We start from the raw sequence: 3,590 nt of genomic DNA on the forward strand, positions 1-3,590 counted from the left end.
AAAAGCCAGGAAACATGCGAAAAGAGCATGAATCTTAGCTTTCAAGTTTCAGATTATCTATATTTTCTAATTATATATCCATAATATTAACTGTCAATCATTATTTTTGATCAGATTATTAATTTTGGCTACAAATGGCATTTAATGTGCAATAGGTGCTTATTAATATGCTTTTTACTCATCCTCTCAATTACTTTAAGGGAAAATTAATATTATCTGATAAAATATTAATATTAATTAAAAAGTTGATTTACATGGGAGGGATAAGCATGATTGATGATCTCACGATTAGTAGAGTGTTAAAACAAACGCGAAAATCCTTGGGCCTAACACAAAAAGAATTTATCCATGGCGTAGTTACCACTTCATTTTATTCAAAAGTTGAGCGTGGAATGAATAAAATCAGTGCGGTCGATTTTTTGAAGATTCTAATGCTGAACAATGTTGATGAAGAAGAGATTATGAATCGCATCTTCTCTGAGGGCGAGCAAGTGAAGAGTGAGCCCGACTTGAAGGTACAATTACTAGCTGCCTTTAACGAGAAGGACAAGGAGAAAGTAGCTCGTTTGAATGAGCAAATCCAAGATTCCAATATGGATGATAATATCAAGACTTCTGTCCTTCTTATTGATTCAGTTGTGAACAACAAGATTGGTTCATTGAGTCAAATGGAAAAGAATAAGATCAAAAGAAAGTTTTATGAAGTTGAGAATTGGGCTGAAAATGTTTCAACGTTGCAACTTTTTAGTAATTCAATGCTGATTTTTGATTTTGATGAACTTGAATATTATATGAGACAGATTTTGAAAACTGATATTAAGAATAAGCCCATCAGTACACAAAGAATAATTGCATCTATTTGCATGAATTATTTCTACAATTGCTATAAAAATAAGCAATCTGATAGTGCAGTTTATGGCTTTAGAATCATTGACTCGTTAGCTAGTATTCCTGACTTTGGGATCTATAAAATTGTGGCGAATTATTATAAGGCGCTGTTTAGCGGAGATAAAAAATCAGCTGATGAGATTATTAGTTTTTTGAATAAATATGGTGCAAAAGTAGTAGCGAATACATTGCCGAAATGTCATATATGAAATAATGTGTTCAAATATTACTTTTTTAAGAAAAAAGTAATTTAAAGTTCATAATAATTAGCAAGAATCGATGCATGGATCTATCTGCTGATACATCTTATATATGATTTGGAAGTTATACGCCGTCAAGCAGAAAGAGAGGGTAGGTCATGACTTTATTATCCGTAAACAATATTTCAAAAACTTACCAAAAAGGTAAGAAAAAAGCTGTCTCTAATGTTTCCTTTGAAGTGAATCATGGCGATATTGTGGCATTTCTCGGACCAAATGGAGCAGGAAAAACAACAACTTTAAAAATGATTCTAAACCTAGTAAGTCCTGATGAAGGCAAGATACTGTTTGATGAGCAAGACGTTACTAATAGCAATTTACCACTTTTAAAAAATACTGGTGTTTTATTAGAAGGATCCAAAAATATGTTTTGGGCTCTATCTCCAATGGAAAATTTTGTGTACTGGGGTGGACAGCGTGGCCTTAATAGAAAAGAAGCAGAAAAAAAGGGATTGGATCTGTTAAAGCAGTTTAATTTGACGGATAAAAAAGATACTTCGATTACTAAATTGAGTCGAGGGATGCAGCAGATTGTTGGTATTTGCTGTGCAATGATTGCAAATCCGAAGCTTTTGATATTAGATGAACCGACTCTAGGATTGGATCTAACGGCAGTTAAGATAATGATAGATAGCCTGGAAATGTTGTCATCTAATGGTGTAGGTATTTTAGTTACTACTCATCAATTAGATTTTGCACAAAAAGTAGCCAATAAGATCCTACTAATCAATCATGGACAGTTAGTATTCTCTGATAGTGTCAAGGATAGTTTGGATAGATTAAATAAGCAGGCTGTTTTTGAAATTTCTCTTTCTAGATCGCTTAATGATGAAGAAGTAGGGATGGCAATAGCGTATTGCGAGATAGTAAATAAATCGGATCTGACATATCGCTTAAGTGTTAAAGACCAAAAAGATATATCAAAGGTACTTAAAATGCTGAGTGAATTACCAATAGTAAAAATTCAAACAGTAACTAGAGGATTAGATGAAATCTTTAAGCACTATGCGGAGGTTAACGATGACTAGTTTCAAGGCGGAATTTTGGCGACAATTCTATTTATACAAGAGATATTTGTTTAACTATGTCTCCGATTTTTTCTTATTAGTTTTAATGTTCATGGCTATTTTTTGGGGCGGAAGTCTTGTAGGTGGTGGCGTTCTAGGAACTTCATTGAATGCATTAGTAGTTGGCTATGTCTTATGGAGTTTGATTCAAAATACAATTAGCCAAATGGGTATGACAGTGATGAATCAAGCAAAAAATGGCATTTTAGAACAGCAATATTTGATGCCAATCTCTTCCAAACGACTATTTCTAAATAAAAGCATTGTAAATATTATAGTTTCACTTGTTCAAGCAGTGCTAATTTTATTAGTTATCATGATCTTTACTAATCATTGGATTAAGATTCCTGTGGTACTAGCAGTTCCCTTTTTATTAGCATTAGTAGTAACTGTTGGATTAGGGTATCTCATTGTTAGTTTGATACTGCGCTTTAAGAGAATTGGCAGTACATTAGTGATTTTTCAATATATTTATTTGGGAGTTTTACTTGTTAATTTTGAAAATTATTCAGGATTAACTAAGATCTTTTCTTTATTTTTACCAATTTGTCCAATGGTAAGTTGGATGAGATTGGCTATTAATAATCATTCCTATAGTATGCCATTTTATTTAGCCGGATCTGTGTTTAATGCCGCATTATGGCTGATAATCGGTATCTTAGTTTTCAATCTAACAGATAAGTATGTTAAGAGAAATGGAACTTTATCATTGTATTAACAGTTGACAGATCAACATAAAAAGCGCATATTTAATCCAAAAACGTAGGAGAAAAATATGAAAGCTTGGAAGATTAGTGGGCTGATTTGGATTATCCTTTTTGTCATCACAGCAATTTTCATCATGGTCAGAAAAGTCGACGGCGCTGGTGTGGTGCAGACGACAGAGATTAAATTAGTGACTTTAGGTATCTTAGCCATCTGCGCGGTGCTGGTCGCAATACCATACATTATTTGGTACATCTACTTGAAGAGAAAGTAATCACGGCTGCTTGGAGGAAAATTTATGACGTTTAATACATTACATAAGCTCGTCAAATGGACTGCTATCATTTTGTGGCTTATTGCTGCGATCATTATTGCTGTAGCGGTTAAGAATCACACTTTCTGGTCGTTGACGCCAATAATCGCTCATAATCGTATTCAAAATTATCTCGGCTGGATTATCGCAATTGCGTTTATTTTGTCAGTCTGCAGTCCGATTATTAATCTGGCCAGTGGAGAAGATAACAAATAAATCTCAGTTCATAAATTGAGAAAAAACAAAAAGTCAATCAAACTCGCGCATAGTGAGTTCGATTGACTTTTTCTGTTTAAAATAAAGTAAGCGTCAAAAACTGAAGTACTATTGAAAAAGTAGCTCGGCAATGATATGTGC

Annotated in this window: 5 protein-coding genes; all 5 read left to right on the forward strand. The window is 33.4% G+C overall.

Annotated elements, in window-relative coordinates; all coding sequences use genetic code 11:
* Positions 1 to 269: 269 nt before the first annotated feature.
* The 5 genes from FC46_RS09540 (at position 270) to FC46_RS09560 (ending at position 3,449) form a co-directional block, all read left to right on the forward strand.
* Positions 270 to 1,097, forward strand: coding sequence for a helix-turn-helix domain-containing protein (locus FC46_RS09540; protein WP_057800168.1), 828 nt, complete (start codon positions 270 to 272; stop codon positions 1,095 to 1,097).
* A 149-nt stretch (positions 1,098 to 1,246) separates the two neighbouring features.
* Positions 1,247 to 2,176 (forward strand): ABC transporter ATP-binding protein, encoded by a 930-nt coding sequence (locus FC46_RS09545; protein WP_057800169.1) that lies wholly within the window; start codon positions 1,247 to 1,249, stop codon positions 2,174 to 2,176.
* Positions 2,169 to 2,933 carry an ABC transporter permease gene (locus FC46_RS09550; protein WP_057800171.1) on the forward strand — a complete coding sequence of 255 codons (765 nt, stop codon included), beginning with the start codon at positions 2,169 to 2,171 and terminating at the stop codon, positions 2,931 to 2,933. Before FC46_RS09545 ends, FC46_RS09550 begins: the two co-directional genes overlap by 8 nt.
* 57 nt (positions 2,934 to 2,990) lie before the next feature.
* Positions 2,991 to 3,194: a DUF3923 family protein gene (locus FC46_RS09555; protein ID WP_057800173.1), complete on the forward strand. Its 204-nt coding sequence runs from the start codon at positions 2,991 to 2,993 to the stop codon at positions 3,192 to 3,194.
* Positions 3,195 to 3,218: 24 nt separating this feature from the next.
* Complete coding sequence (locus FC46_RS09560) at positions 3,219 to 3,449, forward strand: hypothetical protein (RefSeq protein WP_057800175.1); 231 nt, start codon at positions 3,219 to 3,221, stop codon at positions 3,447 to 3,449.
* Positions 3,450 to 3,590: the final 141 nt, after the last annotated feature.

Origin of the sequence: Lactobacillus kalixensis DSM 16043 (genome assembly GCF_001434335.1) — a bacterium.
Taxonomy (GTDB): domain Bacteria; phylum Bacillota; class Bacilli; order Lactobacillales; family Lactobacillaceae; genus Lactobacillus; species Lactobacillus kalixensis.